We start from the raw sequence: 24,155 nt of genomic DNA, 5'->3' as shown, positions 1-24,155 counted from the left end.
TCTTAAAATCAAGAATTTCCTCTATCATTTTCAATCTCATTTCCATAAATATGACGCAAAAGGTGTAACTACCCATAAAAAATAAATACATTGAAGCCAGATCTATTATGGTTGTTTGAGAAATTATCTGATAAAAAAATGAGAATATTTTTTCAATTCAGCAGAAATAAGTTTGTCTACTTTACGGCGTTGTTTTTCTCATAAAGCGCACACTTTTATTGTTGCTTATGAGTCAACATCCAGTCCCCTCATAACCCCATATTAAAAGAAAAGAAAGAGTCGCTATTTCTCTGCGATACATGGCTTTGCAATAAAGGAAAACATATTGCTCCTATCTGATTGGTGCAATCTATGAAACAAGAAAAGAAGCCCATTGGAGAAAAATATGCCCAATTAGAGAAGAATGTAAAAATAGAAAACCAACGAAATGCAAAAACAATTGCAAGAAGATAAATGCCTAAACTTTTTTCACAAACTCCGACTTTAAACTCATCTGACCGATCCCAGGAATTTTGCAATCGATATTATGATCCCCATCCACCAAGCGAATATTCTTTACCTTCGTCCCCCCTTTTAAAACAGATGAAGCGCCTTTTACTTTCAGATCTTTTATCACCATAACGGTATCTCCGTTTGTTAAAATCTGACCATTGGCATCATAAACAGTATTGACAAGAACCGTATCATCGTTTTTTTGCGGCCATTCATGTGCGCATTCAGGACACACAAAATTTTCACCATCTTCATAAGTATAAAGACAATCACAACGAGAACATTTGGGATATTGGGTCATAAATTCCCCTTTTTTAGAAAAAACATTCATTATGACTGGTCATAAAGCAAGAAGTGCTTATTGTCCATTATTTTAGAAAAATGTTTCCCTTTGTTTCAATCCTCATCTGCCAACTGTGTTCATGAATGCTATCATCACATACTATACACAAGTTTATAAAAATGATTGATCATTATACAACTCAAATAACCCCCCCGTATATCATAAAATTTACGCACTTCATTCTCTCTAATAAATTAATCAAAATCATTTTCTTATACATCACCAATGCAATTAACGAATGGATAACAAAACAATTAGAAAAGGAACATCTTTGAATAAAACGTTCTCAGAGAGCTAAAAACTATTGCAGCATTGAGAAACAAGAAAATGATGTCCCCAACTTAACCTTTTATTTAAGTAAAGATAACAGTCATAATGTTAGAGAACAGACTGATTTATAATCATAGTTAATGGTTTTGTATATTGAATGAGAGCCGATAAATAAGCTGAGATTCTCTCAACCCCTTTTACATTGAAACAACCAAAGCCTTTTGTTTGCATGTTACAAGTAGGAAAATCCGTGTAAAACGATTATCCAAAATACTAAACACTCTCAAATATAAGAGCCAACATTGAAAGCGGGCAAAGTGAATGATGGTGCCGTCTTACTCTCTCATAAGCGTAAAAATGCTGCTGTTCAATGGATGGCCGGTTATACCTTTCAAAGCAACACGCATAAGATGCGTTTTTAGCGTCTTGAGAGAGAAGCTTCTTTAAAACAAACATATGAAATGTGCAACAATGATCGTATTTTGTTTTGTATGAGAAACATTCCCCTATTAAACAAAAATTTCTATCAAGCCATTGAGCAAACCCATTGGACATAAATGATCCGATTATGCTCGATTATAATTTCCTACAGCATTTAGTTTTAAGAATCCCGCAGTTTTAGGAATCCGATTGATATGGAAAGGTGGAAAAAACAAGTCTCGCCTAAAAATAGAGTTAAGCTCTCCCTTATGCACATAAAATCACACCCCTAAAATCACATCCATGTGATCAATCATCATACCTTTACAAAAAAACATTCCAATGATCTTAGGTGATAATATCAGGACGATCTCGCCCCAATGCTTGTTGTATGTTTAACAGTTTTAATGCCACCTGTTGCAAAGGTTGGAGAACTTCTTGCGGATTAAAATTGTGTTTGCGCGGATCACTTTCATACTGTTCAAAATAAAGTCGTAAAGTAGCACCTAGCGTCCCTGTTCCCGACAAACGAACCACCAACCGTGCTCCATTCTCGAAAAAAATACGTATACCTTGCCGCGTGCTAACGCTCTGATCAACGGGATCATGATATGTAAAATCATCTGCTTTTTTGACGAAAAATCCAGAAATTTCAGTTCCTGCATGTGGTAAGTGCGCACGCAAATACTCTATAATTTCCAAAGCTTTATCTGCTTCGACTTCTTCATAATCATGCCGTAACGTGTAAAAACGCCCATAGGTGGACCAATGCTGTTGAACAATCTGTGCGACAGTTTTTTCTGTTACCGCTAAAAGATTTAACCAAAATAGGACAGCCCATAAACCATCTTTTTCGCGGATGTGATGAGAGCCCGTTCCAAAGCTTTCTTCACCACAAAAGGTTACTTTTCCCGCATCCAAAAGGGTTCCAAAAAACTTCCATCCCGTTGGCGTTTCAAAAAAATTTAATCCGTGTTTTTCCGCAACCAGATCAGCAGCACGCCCCGTTGGCATAGAACGTGCTATCCCCACAACACCTTTTCGATATCCTTTAATGAGGTGTGCATGTTCAGCCATAATAGCCAAAGAATCCGAAGGCGAGACAAATTGTTGACGTCCAATAATGAGATTACGATCTCCATCACCATCAGAGGCGGCGCCAAGATCTGGTCCTTGCTCTGACATCAATAAATCATAAAGATCCTTAGCATAAACCAAATTGGGATCTGGATGACCGCCTCCAAAATCTGGCAAAGGAATACCATTAACCACCGTCCCTTCAGAAAATCCTAAGCATTTTTCAAAAATTTCATGGGCATAAGGCCCTGTTACCGCATGCATGGCATCAAACCGTAAAGTAAGACCTCGAGCAACAGCCTTGGCAATACAGTCAAAATCAAAAAGCTCCTGCATCAAAGCAACATAATCAGCGACAGGATCGATAATATCAATCCGCATGGCTCCCATAAAGACCGTACCTTGCCTATCTAAATCAATATCTGGTGCTTCAAGAATTTTATAAAAGGAAAGACGTTGCGATGTTGCAAAAATAGCATCACATAAAGAATTAGGAGCCGGTCCACCATTGGAAACATTGTATTTGATACCACAATCTCCCTCTGGACCACCAGGATTATGGCTTGCAGAAAGAATAAGTCCACCATGGGCATGAGTTTTACGAATAAGATGCGAAACAGCAGGTGTAGAAAGAATACCGCCCCTTCCCATTTTAATAAGAGAGACACCATGCGCCGCTGCCATCTTCAACACAATCTGAAGGATAGTACGATTAAAAGTGCGCCCATCCCCCCCCAGAATCAACATTTTTCCTTCAAGAGGTCCAATATTATCAAAAAGAGATTGTATAAAGTTTTCTACATAATGGGGTTGTTGAAAAACAGACACTTTTTTGCGCAAACCAGACGTTCCCGGTTTTTGCCCCTCAAAAGCCGTGGTTAAAACTGTCTTTATGGTCATATCAATACCTTTATATTCTTTCCTATAATTTTAAGGTGAAGAGTATCCAAAGTCGACCATTAATTCTACTTGACGGAAGTGTGAAATATTTGCACACTCGTTAGAAGTAAGAATTTTTAAAGAAGCCCTTTTATTTAAAACGCTTTTTGCCATATGTTTTTAAATACGAAGGCTGTTTTAAAACAAAATTTTCGTAAAAGAATACAGGAGCATCATGATGATGAAAAAAACAGTTCCCAATGTAACATTCCACACACGCCTACGCGATGAATCAGTGGATGGAGACAATCCTTATCGGTGGCAAGAAGTTAACAGCGATGCTTACTTTAAAGGAAAGCGTGTTATTCTTTTTTCTCTTCCTGGAGCTTTTACCCCTACTTGCTCAACCTTTCAGCTGCCTGATTTTGAAAAACTCTATGATGAATTTAAACAAGCGGGTATTGATGAAATTTATTGTCTTTCCGTCAATGATGCTTTTGTCATGAATGCTTGGGGAAAAGCACAAAATATCAAAAACGTGAAATTAATTCCCGATGGCTCTGGTGAATTCACACGCAAAATGGGTATGCTGGTTGCAAAAGACAATGTTGGTTTCGGCATGCGATCATGGCGCTATGCAGCTGTTATTAATGATGGTGTGGTTGAGAAATGGTTTGAAGAAGCAGGTTTTTCAGATAATTGTGCAACAGATCCTTACGAAGTTTCTTCACCACAACATGTTTTAAAAGCCTTGAAAAGCTAATTCTCCCAATCGTCTATTTAAACAAAATTTTACGACACAAATTTCCTGAGCAGGAAAATTTGTGTCGTTTACTTTTTACAACATCTATTCGTGAAAGCAGACACGATAAGTTGAGTGTACGCCTTCTGTGAAAAAAGATTACAGCAATAATTTTTTCAATAAATATTTTATGTTTTAACTGCTTTGAAAAAACTTGAAAAATTGCTGATGAAAAATCTGGACCCGTTGTGGAGCTAAAAAATCAAAGAGTTAAAAGCTGTTGCACGCTATCAAAAAATGGGGATGCAATTGCCAAATGCGCAAATTCATGCAAAACTCTCTCAGAAACATCAAGAACTAACGTATTGATGAAATATGCAAGATCAATGCTAAATTTCTCATACTGAGAAAAACTTTGTATTGAACAATACTTTGATTTATAAAGATAATTTATAATTTTGCATATTGAATGAGAGGAGCCGAATATCATAAGAGTGTCTCATTTTATCCCTTCTTATATTGAATCCCTTAAAACTATTTTCTTGCTCATTAGCAAGTGGGATTGGCATATGAATAAACGATTAAAAAGAGTAAAAATACCTCTCGTAAACGCGCCAAAATACAAGAGCTATGAACATCATTACTGCAAAGTTCACAAAAGTACCAAGAAAGAAAATACAGATCAAACATTTGTTTGAAGAGGTGCACAGTTCAAATTAACTTATGTCTCATAAAAAGAAGAAAATATGGCATAAAAACCGCTCTGCATAAAGAACCATTCATGGAGAATATTAAATCAAAACAGATCCCGCAAACATTCCAATTCACATACCATAAACAGACTCATTGCTGTTCTCATAGCCATTTATTCTAAGCTTTTATTTTCTCTAAGAGAAAAACGGTTAAAGGAGTTGTTTATTCGGGTATTCTACCGTAAAGTGTGCTTCTATCTCTTCCTCTTCATCGAACTCAAAATCTTCATCACATTCAGGAAGACCAAAAATATCTGGATTGATGAAATAACAATCTTTTTTTGTCCCCTTCGCTACAATTTTATTTGTTTCTAATTCTTTGATACCTTCTTTAAAACTTTCAAAATTAAGATATTCTGGTTCTTGAATTGAAAGATCGCAAGTCAAAAATTCTTCAAGAATATCATGATCCAATGTTATCTGATCAAACCATAAATCCACATCATCCCCCTCATCTAACATTTTCCCTACCTGCCACAACATCACAAAAAATGCTTTCATACCACTAAATGATAACCCAAAAATCATACGCCGACACGACGAGGCGCCTGAAAAGGTAATTTGCGGAAGATCTTCAAATCCGAAATTTGAAGGAGGAAGTTTAAATGATTTTCCAATATTCTCAGGTCTTTCAAGAATAAAGGGATTTCGTTCATAGAGCAGAGTAAAATCATATCGGACCATTTTCATTTCTCCGTTAAAGAATTGACTTTATGAAAAATGCATATTATCAGTAAGTTACCATTATGGCAGCTTACAATTAATCCAAACATGCTCCTGTAAAAAATTGTTCGATTTAAGTCATTCCATTGTTTTTTGAAGCTTAAAAAGTCTTTTAGGATAAAACGCTCTAGTTCTCCCTCCTTTTGCAATAAGGCTAAATTTTGTAATGTCCAAGAAGAGAACATCAAAGGATTTGATACTCATAGATGAGAATTCAAAGATGAAGCCAATATGAACTTGTCAATATTTTTATAAACTTTTGGGAAAGCGTTGCGTGAAACCTTTTAATTTTCTCAGAGTTTTTGTTCGTTACAATTTTTTTGCTCATTTTAACGCATTATCATCGCATCCTCAGAAGGGCACGTTTTATAGCAAATAGCGCTTATTTATCTCTTAAAAAATCTCTCTTTTATGCCGCACGCACTTCAAAACCCCGCTTTTGAACGCGTGCACCAACACGTATAAACGAGCAAAGCACAAATTTTAAAAATTGAATTTCAAATTTCCAAAATATTTCGAACAATCACTTCGATAAAGACTTTTACCATTATCATTTTTGGGCGGCTAAAATATCCTGTACTGTTTTGACCAATTGATCTTCATCAACCGTCACTTGTGCTGGTCGACTTTCACGCCATGTTTGATTATCCTTAATTTCATGAGACAAACGCGCCCCTTCAATCAAATCTTTAATCTGTATTTTTCCGCTCTCACGTTCTTGTGAACCTTGGATAACCACACAAGGCGCTTGGCGTCGATCTGCATATTTCATCTGCGCTTTTATCCCCGATGCCCCCAAATAGAGCTCAGCACGAATTCCCGCACCACGCAACTGCATCACCATTTTTTGATAACCAGCAACCGCCTCTGGCTCTTTATCCATCATCAGCACCACAACCGGCCCTGTTGTCTCCTTCATAGGCAACTTTTCAAGATTTTGCAAAGCAGCGATCAAGCGTGAGACCCCGATTGAAAAACCTGTTGCCGGAATATTTTCACCACGAAAGCGTGCCACCAATCCATCATAGCGCCCACCACCACCAACGGAGCCAAAAACAACTTTCTGCCCATCATCATTGAAAACATCAAACAGCAACGTAGCCTCAAAGACAGGACCTGTATAATAATCCAGTCCACGCACCACCGATAGATCAATCTTGATACGATTCTGAAAGCCATTTGCGGCAAAAATTGCTTGCATTTCCTCAAGCTCACGAATTCCCTCACGCCCTTGAACATGATCACCAACCACTTCTTTAAGAGCCTCAAGCGTTTCTTCTGCTGTTTCAGCTCCAACAGCAGTTAAGGTAAGAATACACTCAATCTCTTTTTCCTTAAGCTCCGCCCCTTTTGTAAAGTCACCACTTTCATCCAAACGCCCTTTTCCCAAAAGCAAACGCACCCCTTCAGAACCAAATTTATCCAGTTTATCAATTGCTCTTAAGACAGTTAAGCGCTTTTCAGCCTGCTCATTTCCCCCCAAACCAATTTTCTCTAAAACGCAATCGAGAATTTTTCGGTTATTCAGACGAATGGCATATTCATGATGCTGAAACCCTAATTTTTCCAAACTATCGGCTGCCATCATGCAAATTTCGGCATCAGCCGCTACCGTTGGTGTTCCAACAATATCCGCATCAAACTGCATAAATTGCCGAAACCGCCCTGGACCTGGTTTTTCATTGCGAAAAACAAAGCCAAGACGATAACTGCGATAAGGCTTTGGCAAAACTTCAAAATTCTCGGCAAAATAACGAGCAAGAGGCGCGGTAAGATCATAGCGCAAAGACATCCATTGCTCATCATCATCTTGTAGCGAAAAAACGCCCGCATTTGGACGATCTGAATCCGGTAAAAACTTACCCAGCACATCTGTATATTCAAAAATTGGTGTTTCCAGTGCTTCAAAACCATAAAGTTCATAAACTTCACGAATTTGCGCAATCATTGTTTCAGTTGCATACAACTGTGCACTTGTACGATCAACAAACCCACGGGGTAAACGGGCTTTGGTTTTTTCTTGTTTTGATAACATATTTTTCTCTAACAACAATATATATTCACCGATAACGTGTGTCTATCTTATAGAAACAAACGCTGCAATAACTTTATCAACTGAAAACTGGTAACAATATGCATAAGCTTTTGCTTTTAAAAGATGCAAACCTTTACCCTTAAGGCAATCTACTGAAAATATTTGTACTTTCAATAGGAACATAGCCTCCCGCTCAACATGAAATGCCCGCTTAACATTCAATGAAAAGACATCTGTGCTTGTTGAAAGAAACCTCAAAGCGACAGTTGATTCTTGATAAATCGGAAGCATCCCCCTCAAAACCCCTCCCTTTCAGAATTCTTCAGATTTATTACAGATGCAAAAATCCTCAAGACATCAGTGTGCTTTGCGCTTGTTCTGCAAAATGATTGATAACATTTTTTAAATCAACAATATTTCGTCCAGCATCTGTAATAGAGCGTGATACAGAGGGAATAACATTCTGCCAAAGTCTTTGTGGAAATTGATTTGCTAGTTGTGTCATTGTTCCACCTTGAGCGCCAATACCCGGAACGAGAAACAGACTATTTTTTAACTGCTCGATTGTGTCTTTTGATTCAGATCCTAATGTCGCTCCTATAACCGCACCTATGGGGCCAATATTATGATGAATAACCGAAGACTGACTATTATAATCACAAATACACTGTGCAAGATGAAGAGAGAGTGTCTGGTCACCAATAAGGGCATTTCGTATTTGTTTCCCCTCTGGATTAGAAGACTGAACAACCACAAAAACCCCTGCTCCTGTTTCTTCTGCAACCTTTATCAGAGGAATAAGAGCATCAAAACCCAAAAAAGGATTAACTGTCATGGCATCCACCTTGAACGCACTACTTGGACCAAGCCAAGCCTTACCATAGGCTTCAGCAGTAGAGCCAATATCCCCCCTTTTTGCATCCGCCAGAACCAATATGCCTTGTTCGTGTGCATTTTCAATCAGTTCTTTGAGAGCTTGAAGACCTTCCACACCATATAATTCAAAAAATGCGACTTGCGGCTTTATAATACCTACTTTACCAACAACTGCTGTTAAGAGAATATCACAAAAATCTTTTAGACCTTTATAATCAAAGCTTAGTTTCCACGATTGCAAAACTTTATGGCTCGGATCAAATCCAATACAAAGAGGTCCATAGATTTCACGATTTTTAAAAAAAGTTGAACGAAACATTTTATATCCTAACAAGGTCTCTCTTTAAACTTTTTGATACAATCAAAAAGAAAAGCATTTGTCAAAAGAATACAATAGCGAAAACACAAAGAAAGAGCTCTCTATACAAAATGTGCTTTTATTTATGAAACATAAATATATTCCCATTCGTAACGCTTATCATATGTTTATCGACCAAGACGTTGTCATGAGATAAAAATTCAAATTTATGAAAGAATATAAACAAAACAGCATCTATATTATAATGACCTCATAAAGCCCTATAGGCATGCCTTGTCGTTTTCACCCCCCTTTTTTATGATCCACAAAAACTCTCTATGAACGCGCTTTAAACAAAAGTTTCAAAAGAAAATGCCCCACCATGATGATCTCGATCTTAGCTTTAGATNACTCAATAGAATCAAGATTCACCTATTCCCCCATATTAGACATAACTATTTTATTTTACTTGCTTTTTATATACCATTTATGTAAAACATCAAAAGCATTTCCGCATAATGCTTTCTTTTTATCATTTCACTCAGCTTATTTCTGAAGTCATAAAATGACGCGCTTTCTGAATATAAATGATAAAACCAATCATACAACACACAGCTAATAAAGCTGCCATAGCCCGTGGGCTATGACCAGAGATTTTTCCGATAACCGCTGCACTGAGTGCCGCACTTCCTAATTGCAAAGATCCCATAACACCAGAAGCCGCTCCCGCAGCTTTCGGATGCGATGAAATAGCCAACGCTGTTCCTAACGGCAATAAAAAACCATTTCCAAAAGTAAGAACAGCAATAGCCATAAAACTTGTCACAAGAGGCCATGGGCTTAGATACATTTGCAAAGCAAACAGCACACCACCTATCACAAAAATAATGTACCCTCTGCCCACAGTCTTTTCCATAGACTCGCGTTCAAAAAACCATCGCGCCAAAAGATTTCCCAGAATATAGGGAAACGAAACACCAATATAGCTATAACTAATGTGTATCGGTGATAACCCCAAAGTCGTGAGTAAAAAAGGCGACTCCACAATATAAGCAAAATAGGCAGCGTAAGAAAAACACGGAATAAGTGCATAAAAAATAAATTGTTTATTTCTGAAAACACCTAAATATGCCTTCATCAATCCTACCGGAGAAAAATGCTGCCGTTTTTGAGGGGGTAGAGTTTCGCTTAGCACAAAACAACATAGCAAAATGGTCAAAAATATAAAAAAGCTTAAAAAGATAAAAGTTGCCTGCCAATGAAAAGCTTGTATCAAAAGTCCACCAATGAAAGGTGCAAGCGCTGGTGACATTCCAATAAAAGGGAAAACAATCAAATAAAGTTTTCCAGCCGCTTTTTTATCCAACAAATCATTGATAATTGCACGACTTAAGACAAGTCCCGCACAAGCACCAAGACCTTGCAAAAAACGTAACACAAGAAAAGCGTGAATATGAACCGTATAAATTACACCAAGTGTCGTAAATAACCACAAGAATAAGCCCAATAGAAGTGTTTTTTTACGCCCAAAATTATCACTCAGCGGCCCATAAATGAGCTGCCCAAGTGCCAATGCCAACAAAAAAACCGCCACTGCACTTTGAATTTGAGATTGTGTCACTTGATAATATTGACGCATATCGCCCAGTGCCGGTAAAAAAATATCGGTAGAAATCAGCCCTCCTGTTGATAAACATACGATAAGTATAATGAATGGTAATGTATATTTATGTTTCATCAGGAAAGTCACACTTTTTAGGTAGTTATTAAATAGTATTTAATTAAATATAATTATATTTTATGCTTATATATGCAAATAATAATTATTAAAAGTGTTATTATTTTACTTTATAAAAATATTATTTTTCTTATAGAAAGCATTTTATTTTACAAACTTCACGAGCTAAAAAGTTATTCCCTAACTAAGCTCTCCTGTACAAATACTTTGCCGTAATCTTCCGCTGCTTTTTTCATTGATATTATAAGCAAAAGCATAATCTCTCTCTCCACGGCAACAGTCCCACTTTCTATACAATATCCATCAAAGTTGATCGACAAAACGCAAAGCAGAAAAACAATCTCTAACGTCTCTACCCCAAAATCACTATGGTATAAACACGGCGCATAACACAACAATAGCTTGAAACCCCTATCAACACAAATAATTGTGTAAAAAATCTTGATCTATCCCCTATACCATAAAATATAATGCTTTCTCTGCAAACCAACTCACAACCAAATATATCTTACTCATTTCATAAAACTCTTCATCTAAGATAAATATCAAAAAATTATCGTGTAACATATTAACAAATATGATGTCATAACAATTCAATAAGCTTTTTATTTAACTTAATCCATGATCTTTTATAACACTATGAATTGAACATTACTGATATTTATTTTTATCTTCAAATGCGCCTTCTAATCTCATTTTATAAATATTCTTCCCATAAAAACAGTAACACTTTTATAAAAATAAGCAGATATACCCCCTACTTTATAAGCTAGAAACCAATAAACGATAGTATCCAGTTTTTTTAAATTATTCTCTCTCATGAGAAATTCTATGATAATATGATAATAGTATACGGATAGACCGCCTTTTTTCAGACATAAGTGAGGTCTTTTGGATTGTATAGCCACATTTTACTTCTCATAACAAACATTTGTTTAAAGTATTTTCCTATTCCTTTTTAGCGGCTCTATATCCCTTTTGGAACATAATTAGCAAAAAGGCATTGTATCTCCAGCATATTCAAGGAGATAAAACATGGAAACTCGCATTCCTGAAAACACACCATTTGAGACGAATTTTCTAGGAGAAACATCTCTAGAAGAAAAATATTCACTCTTTCACACACCCATTTCATGGTCCGCAATCTTTGCGGGACTGGTGACGGCTCTTGCCACCTCAATCTGCCTCTCTTTTCTGGTCGCCGCTTTAGGCTTAAGCCAAATGGATTTTACTTCTTCAACCCCATTTGAAGGCTCTTTCCTCTCCTTTGGCGTGGGTTCTGTTATCGTTACACTGATTAGCCTAGCCTTGGGAGGCTTTGTAGCTGGACGTTTTGCTGAAACCTCAGGGATTCTTCATGGCTTTCTCACCTGGGCTCTCATAACATTGCTGATGACCCTCCAAGCCATCCACGTGGTTTCTAGTACAGCAAAGATAGGAGCTAAAACGGCTCTAGAAAACAGCTCCATGGTCCAACAAACCGTAGACAGCCTAAAAAACAATATTTCCCCTATACTTGCAAACTTAAACAGCGAAAGTCTTGAACAGTTTTTTGCAAAAAACAGTGACAATGGCATCAATTTTGACCAACTTTCGAGTGAATTGCGCACCCTTCTCAATAAAAGCGACATTCCTGCTCTCAACCCTGATCGCTTAAAACAAACCTATCAAGCTGCACTCAATGATATTGGTTCTGCGATAACAGCTTTCAAAAATGATCCTTCTTACTATCGCACCACTTTAAAAAATCTTGGTGAGCGTCTGTCTGATCGTGTAGAAGATCTCACGACAAAATTTGATCGAAGTGATATCATCAACGCGCTCATAAAAGATGGCATGTCCCGTTCGGATGCACAAACAGCAGCCAACCATGCTGTTCAACTCTATCAAAGCGCAGAGGAAAAAACCGAAAAAGCCATCAAAGTCCTTGAAGAACGGGCAGAAACACTCTCAGACAATCTTGAGGATACGATCAAGGGAGCAAAAAACACTGCAACTAAAGCCACAAAAACAGCCTCCAATATGGGGTGGTGGGGCTTTTTAGGAAGTCTGGTAGGCGCCATTATTTCCAGTGTTTTTGGCTATTATGGTTATAGAAGCCGTAAGGACACTTTCATGCTTTAAAACGTCTACCTTTAAAGCAAATACATAAAAAGCTGCACGCATAGTGCAGCTTTTTTGCAAAATTTTCTGATTGTCTTTTTGTATCATTGTCTCTCATATCAGACAACTTCACCAGCCCATCATCCTTAATACTCCCCTTAAAAAAAACATAAGGAGTTGCTCATCGCTGCCAATAGGCATTGTGCTTGTTTTGGAAAAGAGCTCTGAAAACTTCCTTTCTCAACTGATCATCAAGAAAAACTATACAAAGCATGGGATATACCATAAACACGTAGAAGAAAATTGTACCTTATAACCTCTTGGGGAGGAGCATTGTGACAAAGAAAAAATCCATGATTGTCACCCAAATGGGGCTTTTCCTTGTTTTGGGCTTTAGCAGCTTTGCCGATGAAACAGCACAAGTTACATTTGCTCTCCACTTAGCAGAAAGCACAGCATCTATTTCAATGCTGCTGTTTGCAGGGCTTGTCGGGGCAATTTGTGCAGGCCCCATTGCACCACGTCTCTTACATCGCTTCCAACCAGCGCGAACAGTACCCATTGTTTTATTGTTTGAAGCACTCTTCATAGCTGTTGCCGCAATCGCCAACCAATTTTGGGTTTATATTGCACTTTCTTTCGCACTAGGTTGTGCTGGTTCACTTTTTTGGTCCGCTATCCTCGTTTCCGTCCCAGAATTTGCAACCAATGATCATCAATTAGACCGTAACAACCGCATTATCCAAACAGTCCGTAATCTCGGCTACATTGCAGGACCACTGTTAGGAGGTGTACTATATGGTCTTTCAAACGGGCAAAAAGGGCTCTTTGCACTATCCATCATGGTTCTTTTTGCTACCTTTATCACTCTCTTCTGTTTTAAAAGTTTAAAAATTCATACACAAACGACAAACACAACGCAAAACAGCAAAAAAGGGCTAGATTTAACGGGTCTCTTGCGTAAAAAAAATGTTGTCTATGCTCTTTCTCCCCTCATCATTACCATCATCCTCACCTCTGCTCTCAACGTCTTATCGATTGTCCGCATCCGCACTGAGCTGTACTTCAGTGCAGAAACCTATGGGATAATCACAAGCATGTTAAGTCTTGGCCTCGTGGTTGGTCCACTCTGTTTCTCCAGCCTTTTTCATCGCTTTGGCAATGCCGCTGGTGCATCACTTGCCGCTACAATAATTGGTTTTGCAATTTTCTGCTTTTCCTTAACACATATTGTATGGTTGATGATGCTGTCATTTTTCATCCTTGGGGGTGCAAACGGCGTACAAAATGCTCTAATGGCAAGTTTTATGATGAAAGCCATTCAGAAAGAACACCGAAACAACCAAATGCCTGCCTATATCTTTATCATACAAACAGGGGTGTGCCTTGGCTTTCTAGGAGCCGGTTTTGTAAAAGTGCATCACACCCAAAGTACACTGTTTATCATTGGCATAGCCACAATGATCACAGGCATCTTAGGTTTTATTGTGAACAGTGCCGTACAAAAAAAACAGAGAGAATTTGATAATGGTTAGTGGACGTGGCGTTTTTCTCAAGCAAACCATACACCCCAAAAGGACATGACAATCACCACCCAATCAAATTTCAATAAAATCCCTATCAAATCGTTGTATCCCATGCAACCCCATACCAACCCAATAGGACTTTGATAAACCACTCTTTAATGTAGAGCAACTAACAACCCTCCCCAAAGCTTGATATTTTAAAGTAAAAAAAAAACGATAACATCATGCAACAAGACCCTATAGGCTTAAACTTTTACAATGGAACAGGCGGCTACGTGTGGCAACTGGCAAACTATATGCGACATGATTGTCATGAGAGCTCCCACATACTTGAATTGCAAAAACCAACGCCGCCCATAGCCATCAATTCTTTCGCTGTCTACCCAAGTGAACTTAATCCTTTATCACACGTTCAATGGGCAAAAGATGTACAAATAATAAAAAACAAACCAGCACTCATTGGCAAACGGCAAATACAACCCATCACCATTGTTTCTATAAAAGGAGCGGCATTTGGCGGATTCGACTTTCCCACATTTGAAGCACTTCGTGAAGGCTGCCTTGTCCAATCACTGAGGGAAATACAATTCAATGATACTCTTCTTGCCTCTGGAAGTCTTTTGATATCACTTTTACAACACGGTCTCATCGAAACAGATCAAAAAGCATTTTCAGAAAATGATGCAACCGCTCTTTTACGAGAGCCAACATGTATTATCATAGATTCTTCTCTTGGCAGTCTTGCCATTAATCAACTCAATGGGCGTACAATCCGGCTTCATGAAAAAACAAAACATCTCTTGAAGCAAGCCACCACACCAATACGTATTCAATATCCGCTAGAGGATTCAATAAAGTTTTTTATAAAAGCAGGAATGCTACGATTGGTAAAATTATAAGGATAAAAAGATGCAGCTGATAAGACCTGGCATGGGAACAGAAAATAGTGCACAGCTCATTTATGCGCTTATTCAAATGGCAAGACCACGCACAGTCATTGAAATCGGTGCTGGTGATAGTACGTGCTTTATCGCAAAAGCACTTCAAAAAGCGAAATTATCATGGCAACAAGATAAAAAACTTTTAGAATCTTCCACCTGGGAAGAGCGCACAGCTTTGCTTGATCCTTCAGGAATCCTTGAGAATTACGAACCTCGGCTTATCACCATTGATGATTTTACAGTCGAAGGTCAATCAGCCGAAGAAGCATGGCAAGAACTGCTTCAAAGCGGTATTGAAAAAGATACTGTAACATTTATCCATGAGAATTTCTTCTCTCTCGATGAAAGCACCCTCAAATCTTGGGGACCAATAGATTTTGCTTGGCTTGATGCTGGAACCCCAGCAGATAATGTGCGATTTGTTATAACCCTTTGGGAACACATCACCGCGGGTGGTTATCTATGTCTGCATGAACCAACAATGACAACAACGGTTGCTCTCAATGGGGCACAGCGGGTGCGACGTGTCAGAACTCCCATCTGGGAAGAAATTCTCTACCGGCTTGATGGCTCCTATGAAGCTTTAACACTCCCCGAAAACCACAAATATCGCCAGGGTGGTCTGGGGATTATTCGCAAACGCACCTTTGCCGAACAAATTGTACGCGCACAATCGCTACAAGCAGAACTCATAGAAATCAATGAAATTCCCATTCGCAATGATCTTTTGCCCATGGGGAAAGAAACCCTTCACAAACGCAATACCCGCAATTCACTGATCTCTGCCATGACGTCACCGACACTGCGCGCTGTTTATGCCGCCATTATCCTTGGTGCAAAAAATCTTACTGATATCCTCAAACATGTCGATTCAGATGCCAAAAACATTCACAAATCCATCAATCGCCTTTTGAATCTCGGACTTATTCACAACACAACAGAAGGATTTCAAGCCGAAGAGACAGTGTGGAAAATGCTAGAAAATAAACATGAGCGGAATAGGGAAAATTTAAGCGACCGCCATTTAGAAACAGAAGAGATGCTATCAAAAATTGGTGAAGCCTTTCAGAAGGAAAAAATCTATAGCGAAACGGAAGTTTCCAAGATATGCAACCTCTTTACGATAGACTTTGCCCGATTACGACGCACTCTTGTTGAGAGAGGTTTTTTACAACGCCATGAAGGCAAATATCAACGCATGCGCTAAAAGAGAATTGAAAAATGATTAGCGAACTCTATCGTTTTTCTTCTCTATTTCAAGAGAATGAATAACCTTCCACTAAAAAAATATAATTTCATTAAAAGGTTACAAAATCATTCATCCCATTCATATGTTGACAATCTATGGAGATGAGATTAGCGTGCTCTCTTCGCAAGAGATGCAATGGGGAGGAACAAGAGTGCGGGATGCCAATTGGTTATCAAAAAGGATTGGGTGGTTATCAAAAAGAATTAGAAATAGTCAAAACCATCAGGAGAAGATATAGGATCAAGGTCTCAATGACCTTACGATTGTTGTACGAACATCCGGGCACAGTGTTGTTGCTCAATCCAAATCATGCTCGATATTTCTAAAAACATCGTAGAAAAAACAATATTCTTGCATTGGACTGGCTAGTGAATCAAGAAAGATACTATTTCAACGAAATGTGCACAGCAGAAATAGGGCTGGCAAAACTTCCTCAAAAGATACAACAAAATGTCTTTGATCATTTAACAACACTTCTATGGAAATTCCATGGGCAAAAATAAAATTCCTTTTTTCATCTATAGCACAGTTTTTCTTTCTGAATTTTCCTTTTTCTTTGTACTCCCTCTGCTTGGAAACTCTTCTCTCATAACTGCTGCCAATGTTGCTTTTTATCTCGCTGGATCGGTAATCCTTGAAAGCATTCTCATGGTAACCACAACAGGTTTATTAGAAAGATTTTCCCGTAAACTCTTAATGGCTACCGCCTTTATTTTAAGGAGTAGCGCTTTTGTGTGCATTATCCTATCGCTCACACCTTCTGCATGGTTGATCTTTTTTACCTTAATGGCTTTTTCGAAAGCAATTTCAAAGCCATTTTTGAGAGAAATTTTATCAGAACATCTCAATGAAAATGCTCTTAAACGCGCATTAACTCTCTATTCTTTTTTTCAAAATGCTGCTGTCGTTATCGCCCCTCTTGTTGCAACGAGTGCCATAAAATACAACGCATCAACCTTCTTAATGGCTTTTTTTGCACTCATTGGTTTGTATCTTTGTGTTCTATCCATTCAAATTGTTTATCATTACCCGCATAAAACATTATCTCTTGAAAAGAATAAAAAAACAAAAAAAGCTCTTCTTTCTTCTTTAAAAACAATAATACATAATCGTTCTATTGCTTATTTGCTGGTCACGGCTTTGCTTTGTGCATTCCTCATGGGAATTTTCATCACCACCACAACACTTCTCAGTAAATTTGACAGCAATCTCGCCCCTTATAGTGGAATTTTCTTTTCAATTGTTGGCATCAGTATTTGTATCTGGCAAGGAATAATCAATAAACATCTCAGCCTTTCCGATAAATCAACTTTCTATCTATTATGGCTTATGGGAAGTTTCTCCTCATTTTTCCTCATGGGTGGGGTCTTTACCGCTGTGACTGCATTAATTGCCTACAGTGTCTATGAATCTGTCATGATTCCAGAAATATACTATCAAGCAGGGAAAACAACCCCATCCCTCTCTGCCAGTGTTCTTTTCAGTTATATTCTTGTTATTTCAAATATTGGCCAAGCCGCCGGCTCATGGACAAGTGGATGGATTATCAGCCATTTCAACAATCATATCGCTTTCACCTTTTGCATGATTGTTGGTGCCTCCGCCTTTGCTTCTTGCCTTTGCCTCATGCAAACGAAAAAATAAGCAGCTTCCATGTCACATATAGTTTTTGCAACCGGTGGCACAACAAGAGCACTCAAAACACTTCGCCATAAATCACTCAATTATGATTTTGAACACACTCTGCGGCAAAAAAGCTCAAAACGGTCTCTAAAGATTGCTCTGTAAACGCCGTTGCAAATTGTCTCATAGCTTAAAGGATTATGGGGTAGACAAGCGTAAGGTAGATACATTCTGCACGAATAATATTCTATTGATATCCATGTGCAATACAGCCAAATCATTTTTCTTATAATTCGCTCATTTCTGCCATGACCTCACCGACACTACGCGCTGTCTATACTGTTATTATACTTGGTGCTAAAATTCTTTCTGATATCCTCAAACTTATCAATTCAGAGACCAAAAACATTCACAAATCTATTAATCGCCTTTTAAACCTTGGTCTTATTCAAAACACAACAAAGGGATTTCAAGCAATCGATAAATTATGGCAAGCGCTAGAAGATAAAAATGTACGAAATATGGAAATTTTTAGCGATCGTCATTTAGAAACAGAAGATATACTTACAAAAATTGCAGAAGCATTTAAAATAGGAAAAACTATCGCGAAACGGAAACATCAAAAATATGTAGCCTTTTTACTTTAGATTTTGCGAGATTAAGACGAATCTTGGTGGAAAATGGATTTTTAAGACGATATGCAAGCAAATATCAGCGCATACGTTGAAAGAAAAAATTCAAGCATTTGAGTTTTTCTTATGCAGCGTTTTGTTTTTTTGTTTTCTGTAAAGAGAGTTTAGGCCAGCTATGCGCCCCCCTTAGTATTTAGTGGTATAGATAGTTTGGAGGTCAAGGAATTGTTTGCAGTTTTTTGTTACAAAAAGTTAGCAGATTGTTTTGAGGATGACGATATACAGGTACACATAGAACAAAGGGAGAGATGATATTAAAATCCAAGAGAATCTGAGTTTAGATTTAGTCCTTGCGCGCCCTTTAAGTGCGTAGCATTACGTAGCTTAATGGCTTTTACCCCCCCTTGCTTTCCGAAGGTGCATGATGATTAGTAGGCATGCCCCTTTTAGTTTTTATTTGGGTTTTGTACGTGGGAAGAGTTTTGAGTGATTAGCATTTTACTCCATGCGTTTAGACGCTACATCTGTTTTTTCCTGCTTTTATTTTCAGAGATTGATGATATTTTTGTTTTGCAGTACTAAGAAGAGCTTTTAGATTTATCGTTTAGAGAGAAGAAAGCATTCTCTCCCTGCCTCTGCCTACCACTGCTTCATTAGTGGCATGCCCTTTATTAGTCCCTATTGCATTCTTTTACGGTCTGAGAAGACATCCGATCCAGCTCCAAAGCCGCTCCTAGGTCTTTGTGCGTTTACGGGCCACTAGTTTTTTTGATGAGTTTCTATGAGAAAAGTGTAGCAGAAAGGGGAACTTATGTAGGTAAATTACTGACTTTTCCTAGTATAGGGGGAATTTTGAATAAAGAGTTATTCTATAACATTTTTCATGACGTGCATTATTATATTTTCACGCAATACTATGGGTGTATTGTCATGTTTAGAGGTTATTTGATTTTTATGGGAGTATTAGTTTTGGAACTTTGGTTGCGGGGGCAGGATTTGAACCTGCGGCCTTCAGGTTATGAGCCTGACGAGCTACCGGGCTGCTCCACCCCGCGTCATATATTTTAAGACAAGATTTTTTTATTGTCTACTCTCAGTATTGAGTATTGATATTTATCGTTATATTTTTTTTGAATTGTTATCTATCATGCCTTTAGCAGACCTGGCGGCGACTTACTCTCCCGTGCCTTAAGGCAAAGTACCATCAGCGCTGGAGCGTTTCACGGCCGAGTTCGGGATGGGATCGGGTGCGTTCACTCCGCCATAACCACCAAGTCAGCAAAAAGCATGAATGATGAGAAGCTGGAATTTTTATATTTTTGAAAGAATATGGGAAATGAGAACGATCAAGTCGATCGAACGATTAGTATCAGTAAGCTTCATGTGTTACCACACTTCCACACCTGACCTATCAACGTGGTGGTCTACCACGGTTCTCAGGGAATACTCGTTTTCAGGTGGGTTTCCCGCTTAGATGCCTTCAGCGGTTATCCCTTCCGTATATAGCTACCCTGCTATGCGGCTGGCGCCACAACAGGTCCACCAGAGATACGTCCATCCCGGTCCTCTCGTACTAGGGACAGATCCTGTCAATATTCCTACACCCACGGCAGATAGGGACCGAACTGTCTCACGACGTTCTGAACCCAACTCACGTACCGCTTTAAATGGCGAACAGCCATACCCTTGGGACCTGCTCCAGCCCCAGGATGCGATGAGTCGACATCGAGGTGCCAAACAACCCCGTCGATATGGACTCTTGGGGGTCATCAGCCTGTTATCCCCGGCGTACCTTTTATCCGTTGAGCGATGGCCCTTCCACACGGGACCACCGGATCACTATGACCGTCTTTCGACTCTGCTCGACTTGTCAGTCTCACAGTCAGGCAGGCTTATGCCATTGCACTCAACAAACGATTTCCGACCGTTTTGAGCCTACCATCGCGCGCCTCCGTTACTCTTTAGGAGGCGACCGCCCCAGTCAAACTACCCACCATACACGGTCCCGAATCCGGATAACGGACTGCGGTTAGACATCCATATCGGTAAGGGTGGTATTTCAAGGATGACTCCACAAAGGCTAGCGCCCCTGCTTCAAAGTCTACCACCTATCCTACACATACAGACACAAATGCCAGTGTAAAGCTATAGTAAAGGTGCACGGGGTCTTTCCGTCTAACCGCAGGAACCCCGCATCTTCACGGGGAATTCAATTTCACTGAGTCTACGTTGGAGACAGCGGGGAAGTCGTTACGCCATTCGTGCAGGTCGGAACTTACCCGACAAGGAATTTCGCTACCTTAGGACCGTTATAGTTACGGCCGCCGTTTACTGGGGCTTCAATTCAATGCTTGCACATCTCCTCTTAACCTTCCAGCACCGGGCAGGCGTCAGACCCTATACGTCGTCTTGCGACTTCGCAGAGCCCTGTGTTTTTGGTAAACAGTCGCTACCCCCTGGTCTGTGCCACCCTCTAACGGTTGCCCGCTAAAGGGTCACGCTTCTTCCAAAGTTACGCGTGCAATTTGCCGAGTTCCTTCAACGTAGTTCTCTCAAGCGCCTTAGTATTCTCTACCAGTCCACCTGTGTCGGTTTGGGGTACGGTCTATATGTGGGAGCTATTTCCTGGAACTGCTTCACTGCAAGATCAATCCAATAAGATCTTACAATATACGCAATCCGTCACTACCCACAGGTCCACGAATATTAACGTGGTTCCCATCGACTACGCCTTTCGGCCTCGCCTTAGGGGCCGACTCACCCTGCTCAGATTAACTTTAAGCAGGAACCCTTGGACTTTCGGCGAGGGAGTCTCTCACTCCCTTTATCGTTACTCATGTCAGCATTCTCACTTCCGATACCTCCAGGAGCTCTCACGAGTCTCCCTTCACAGGCTTACGGAACGCTCCGCTACCACTTACTCCATAAGGAGTAAATCCACAGCTTCGGTGTATGGCTTTAGCCCCGTTACATTTTCGGCGCAGGGACCCTTATTTAGACCAGTGAGCTGTTACGCTTTCTTTAAATGGTGGCTGCTTCTAAGCCAACATCCTGGTTGTTTTGGGATCCTCACATCCTTTCCCACTTAGCCATAACTTGGGGACCTTAGATGGTGGTCAGGGTTGTTTCCCTCTCCACGACGGACGTTAGCACCCGCCGTGTGTCTGCTAGTTAGTTCTTCCAGGTATTCGGAGTTTGGTTAGGTTTGGTAATCCGGTGAGGACCCCTAGCCCATCCAGTGCTCTACCCCCTGGAGAATTCGACTAACGCTCTACCTAAATAGATTTCGCGGAGAACCAGCTATTTCCGAGTTTGATTGGCCTTTCACCCCTAGCCACAAGTCATCCCAATCTATTGCAACAGATACGGGTTCGGCCCTTCAGTAAGTGTTACCTTACCTTCAGCCTGCTCATGGCTAGATCACTCGGTTTCGGGTCTAATCCAACGAACTGAACGCCCTATTCAGACTCGCTTTCGCTACGCCTACACCTACCGGCTTAAGCTTGCTCGTTAGACTAAGTCGCTGACCCATTATACAAAAGGTACGCCGTCACCCAGAACGAATCTTGGGCTCCGACTGTTTGTAGGCATTCGGTTTCAGGTACTATTTCACTCCCCTTGTCGGGGTACTTTTCACCTTTCCCTCACGGTACTGGTGCGCTATCGGTCATGCACGAGTACTTAGGCTTGGATCGTGGTCGACCCATGTTCAGACAGGATTTCACGTGTCCCGCCCTACTCTAGGACTTAAATCAGATTTACGTATACGGGACTATCACCCACTTTGGTACGACTTTCCAGTCGTTTCTACTTTTCTTAATTCAAGCCACTGGCCTGGTCCGCGTTCGCTCGCCACTACTAACGGAGTCTCGTTTGATGTCCTTTCCTACAGGTACTTAGATGTTTCAGTTCCCTGCGTTTGCTTCTTACACCCTATTTTATTCAGGTGTAGATACCTTTATGAGATGACTAGAAAACTAAACTGTCCTTTTACAAAAACAGCTTAATTTTTCTAGCCATCAAAGGTGGGTTGCCCCATTCGGAAATCTACGGATCAAAGGGTATTCGCACCTCCCCGTAGCTTATCGCAGCGTATCACGTCCTTCATCGCCTGTGCATGCCAAGGCATCCACCAAATGCCCTTAAGACACTTGATCGTTCTCATTGCCAATATTCATTCACGGTTTGTCTGCTTCTCTTTATCTTGTGCAAAATAAAGCGCAAAACAAACCAAATATCAGCAGAAAAGACCAGCTTCTCGAGATATATTCAATGGCGCGGTTAAGCTTCCAATCATAAGCAAGGGCTTTGAGCATTCCCTTGCGACACATGTCTCTTTTTCTAAATTAAGATTTCCTTCTAAATTAAGATTTCCTCTTCGGAAGAAAGGTTTTTCTTTCAAGATCTTTTTTAAAATCTGTTTTCCAAAACCTTTTTTCGACAACAAGCATTTTCCCAAGAAAGTATTTTTCTTAACAAAAAACTTGCACCTCAGAAGGAACCTTAAAAAGGAACATGTCTGAATATATCTTCTCTTCACAATTTCAATAGAACAAGCAAAAGGCTAAAAACCTCTTACTAAACCGTGTTCTTACAACATGATGATGACCGATTAAAGTGGTGGAGCCGGACGGGATCGAACCGACGACCCCCTGCTTGCAAAGCAGGTGCTCTCCCAGCTGAGCTACGGCCCCTAAAACAATATAACGCCTTCGAAACGCTTAAAATTCAAGATCACTTAAAATTGCTATTTTCTCAAAATTGCTACGCTTTATTGCCTTTTCTCGAAACATTTTTTTACCTTATATCTCAAGATCACTTAAATTTACCTTAAGACCACTGCAATTTTGGATATTAAAACCAAAGAAAGCACTTTTCTTTGTACCAGTAAAATTTTTATGCACCGGTAATATTCCTATAAACTGATAAGGTTCTTATAAATTAATAAAGAAAGCTTCCTCTGAGCACGTTTCACAAGCGCTTATAGATTGATAGAGTAATTGGTGGGCCTGGGAGGACTTGAACCTCCGACCTCACGCTTATCAAGCGCGCGCTCTAACCAACTGAGCTACAAGCCCTCCGGGATAAACCGGAAAACCTTCCCCGGTATCATCTTAAATCACTGGAAAAGCTTTTTTAAGTGGCTTTCTTTTTTAGTCATTTCCTTTTAAAGCCTTTTTTTTAAAACCCATAAGTTTTAATAAATCCATAGTTTTTAAAATCCATGGCACCTTGAAACACATGTTTTTCTTTGAAAAACGTGGAGTGATTATGATGTGAGGCTTTATTTTAAGAGATCGCCAGAAGGCTTGGGATCATCATCTGAAGAAAGAGAAACGAAGACGGCACGTCTGCTTTTATATTGTCAACACATGAGCACTAAGCCCTCAAATATTTCTCTCAACAGAGGTAGGGGCCTCAAAGAGACGGGGGGGG

At 39.6% G+C, this 24,155-nt stretch carries 16 protein-coding genes, 3 tRNA genes and 2 rRNA genes; 9 read left to right on the top strand and 12 right to left on the bottom strand.

Annotated elements, in window-relative coordinates:
* Positions 1–457 precede the first annotated feature (457 nt).
* Complete coding sequence (locus tag ACFIKX_RS09125) at positions 458–793, bottom strand: zinc ribbon domain-containing protein YjdM (RefSeq protein ID WP_375627889.1); 336 nt, start codon at positions 791–793, stop codon at positions 458–460.
* Positions 794–1,873: 1,080 nt separating this feature from the next.
* Entirely contained in the window at positions 1,874–3,502 is a 1,629-nt protein-coding gene (locus ACFIKX_RS09120) for an alpha-D-glucose phosphate-specific phosphoglucomutase (protein WP_375627888.1), read from the bottom strand.
* A 217-nt stretch (positions 3,503–3,719) separates the two neighbouring features.
* On the opposite strand from ACFIKX_RS09120, the gene ACFIKX_RS09115 reads away from it, so the two are divergent.
* Positions 3,720–4,244 (top strand): peroxiredoxin, encoded by a 525-nt coding sequence (locus ACFIKX_RS09115; RefSeq protein ID WP_375627931.1) that lies wholly within the window; start codon positions 3,720–3,722, stop codon positions 4,242–4,244.
* Between the two features lie 881 nt (positions 4,245–5,125).
* Here the strand turns inward: ACFIKX_RS09115 and ACFIKX_RS09110 are convergent.
* From ACFIKX_RS09110 to ACFIKX_RS09090, 5 genes are all read right to left on the bottom strand, one after another.
* Positions 5,126–5,659 carry a replication protein gene (locus tag ACFIKX_RS09110; protein ID WP_375627887.1) on the bottom strand — a complete coding sequence of 178 codons (534 nt, stop codon included), beginning with the start codon at positions 5,657–5,659 and terminating at the stop codon, positions 5,126–5,128.
* A 589-nt stretch (positions 5,660–6,248) separates the two neighbouring features.
* The gene (hisS, locus tag ACFIKX_RS09105; protein WP_375627886.1) at positions 6,249–7,733 is read right to left on the bottom strand and encodes a histidine--tRNA ligase; all 1,485 of its coding nucleotides are present in this window, start codon (positions 7,731–7,733) and stop codon (positions 6,249–6,251) included.
* Positions 7,734–7,775: 42 nt separating this feature from the next.
* Positions 7,776–8,033: a hypothetical protein gene (locus ACFIKX_RS09100; protein WP_375627885.1), complete on the bottom strand. Its 258-nt coding sequence runs from the start codon at positions 8,031–8,033 to the stop codon at positions 7,776–7,778.
* Positions 8,034–8,082: 49 nt separating this feature from the next.
* On the bottom strand, positions 8,083–8,928 hold the full coding sequence (gene pyrF, locus ACFIKX_RS09095) for an orotidine-5'-phosphate decarboxylase (RefSeq protein WP_375627884.1): 846 nt from the start codon (positions 8,926–8,928) through the stop codon (positions 8,083–8,085).
* Positions 8,929–9,448: 520 nt separating this feature from the next.
* Positions 9,449–10,645 (bottom strand): multidrug effflux MFS transporter, encoded by a 1,197-nt coding sequence (locus ACFIKX_RS09090; RefSeq protein ID WP_375627883.1) that lies wholly within the window; start codon positions 10,643–10,645, stop codon positions 9,449–9,451.
* A gap of 1,035 nt (positions 10,646–11,680) precedes the next feature.
* On the opposite strand from ACFIKX_RS09090, the gene ACFIKX_RS09085 reads away from it, so the two are divergent.
* The 8 genes from ACFIKX_RS09085 to ACFIKX_RS09050 all read left to right on the top strand — a co-directional run bounded on the left by ACFIKX_RS09085 (position 11,681) and on the right by ACFIKX_RS09050 (position 18,814).
* On the top strand, positions 11,681–12,769 hold the full coding sequence (locus ACFIKX_RS09085) for a DUF3792 domain-containing protein (RefSeq protein WP_375627882.1): 1,089 nt from the start codon (positions 11,681–11,683) through the stop codon (positions 12,767–12,769).
* Positions 12,770–13,083: 314 nt separating this feature from the next.
* Entirely contained in the window at positions 13,084–14,283 is a 1,200-nt protein-coding gene (locus ACFIKX_RS09080) for an MFS transporter (protein WP_375627881.1), read from the top strand.
* 215 nt (positions 14,284–14,498) lie between these two features.
* Positions 14,499–15,173: a hypothetical protein gene (locus ACFIKX_RS09075; RefSeq protein ID WP_375627880.1), complete on the top strand. Its 675-nt coding sequence runs from the start codon at positions 14,499–14,501 to the stop codon at positions 15,171–15,173.
* Between the two features lie 10 nt (positions 15,174–15,183).
* Complete coding sequence (locus tag ACFIKX_RS09070; RefSeq protein WP_375627879.1) at positions 15,184–16,422, top strand: DUF2087 domain-containing protein; 1,239 nt, start codon at positions 15,184–15,186, stop codon at positions 16,420–16,422.
* 531 nt (positions 16,423–16,953) lie between these two features.
* Positions 16,954–18,108, top strand: a complete 1,155-nt coding sequence (locus ACFIKX_RS09065) for an MFS transporter (protein ID WP_375627878.1) — start codon at positions 16,954–16,956, stop codon at positions 18,106–18,108.
* A gap of 9 nt (positions 18,109–18,117) precedes the next feature.
* Entirely contained in the window at positions 18,118–18,252 is a 135-nt protein-coding gene (locus tag ACFIKX_RS09060) for a hypothetical protein (protein WP_375627877.1), read from the top strand.
* 143 nt (positions 18,253–18,395) lie between these two features.
* Complete coding sequence (locus ACFIKX_RS09055) at positions 18,396–18,734, top strand: hypothetical protein (RefSeq protein ID WP_375627876.1); 339 nt, start codon at positions 18,396–18,398, stop codon at positions 18,732–18,734.
* On the top strand, positions 18,713–18,814 hold the full coding sequence (locus tag ACFIKX_RS09050) for a DUF2087 domain-containing protein (protein WP_375612583.1): 102 nt from the start codon (positions 18,713–18,715) through the stop codon (positions 18,812–18,814). The genes ACFIKX_RS09055 and ACFIKX_RS09050 overlap by 22 nt, the downstream gene beginning before the upstream one ends.
* Positions 18,815–19,697: 883 nt before the next feature.
* On the opposite strand, the gene ACFIKX_RS09045 is transcribed toward ACFIKX_RS09050, so the two are convergent.
* From ACFIKX_RS09045 to ACFIKX_RS09025, 5 genes are all read right to left on the bottom strand, one after another.
* A tRNA-Met gene (locus tag ACFIKX_RS09045) sits at positions 19,698–19,774 on the bottom strand.
* A 105-nt stretch (positions 19,775–19,879) separates the two neighbouring features.
* Positions 19,880–19,994: ribosomal RNA gene (gene rrf / locus ACFIKX_RS09040) — 5S ribosomal RNA — on the bottom strand.
* Between the two features lie 67 nt (positions 19,995–20,061).
* Positions 20,062–22,876, bottom strand: a 23S ribosomal RNA gene (locus ACFIKX_RS09035).
* Positions 22,877–23,337: 461 nt separating this feature from the next.
* Positions 23,338–23,413 (bottom strand) — tRNA-Ala (locus ACFIKX_RS09030).
* A 307-nt stretch (positions 23,414–23,720) separates the two neighbouring features.
* Positions 23,721–23,797: transfer RNA gene (locus ACFIKX_RS09025), tRNA-Ile, on the bottom strand.
* Positions 23,798–24,155 lie beyond the last annotated feature (358 nt).

It is taken from the genome of Bartonella sp. CM86QHHN, from assembly GCF_042194695.1.
Taxonomy (GTDB): domain Bacteria; phylum Pseudomonadota; class Alphaproteobacteria; order Rhizobiales; family Rhizobiaceae; genus Bartonella.
The sequence above is the reverse complement of the archived record's forward strand: the minus strand, read 5'-3'. Positions and strand labels throughout refer to the sequence as shown.